Below are 317 nucleotides of genomic sequence, written 5' to 3'. Positions count from 1 at the left end.
GGAGCAGCCGGCAACGCCTGGCAGCTCGGGCTCATCGCCGGTCTCTCCGAAGCCGGCATCGAGCTCGACGATGCCGATCTGATCGTCGGAACCTCGGCCGGATCGACCGTCGCCGCGCAGATCACCAGCGGCATCCGACCGGCTGACCTCCACGCCGCCATCCTCGCCGAGCCTCCACGCCCCGCGGCAGGTGCGGCACGACGTCCGATGATCTCGGGCCCGGCCTACATGCACTGGTCGGACGAGATCATCGCGTCTTCTGCGGATGCCGCCGACATGCGCCGCCGGATCGGTGCCGCCGCTCTCGCGCGTGACAC

At 70.7% G+C, this 317-nt stretch carries 1 pseudogene; it reads left to right on the top strand.

Going from position 1 to position 317, the window contains the following annotated elements:
• Nucleotides 1-317, top strand: a pseudogene (locus SB660_RS19610) (hypothetical protein); the annotation flags it as partial.

Source organism: Bacillus sp. SIMBA_005 (assembly GCF_046535585.1).
In the GTDB taxonomy this organism is placed as follows: Bacteria; Bacillota; Bacilli; order Bacillales; family Bacillaceae; genus Bacillus; species Bacillus pumilus.
Note: the sequence above shows the minus strand (reverse complement) of the source record. Positions and strands in the feature narration are given on the sequence as shown.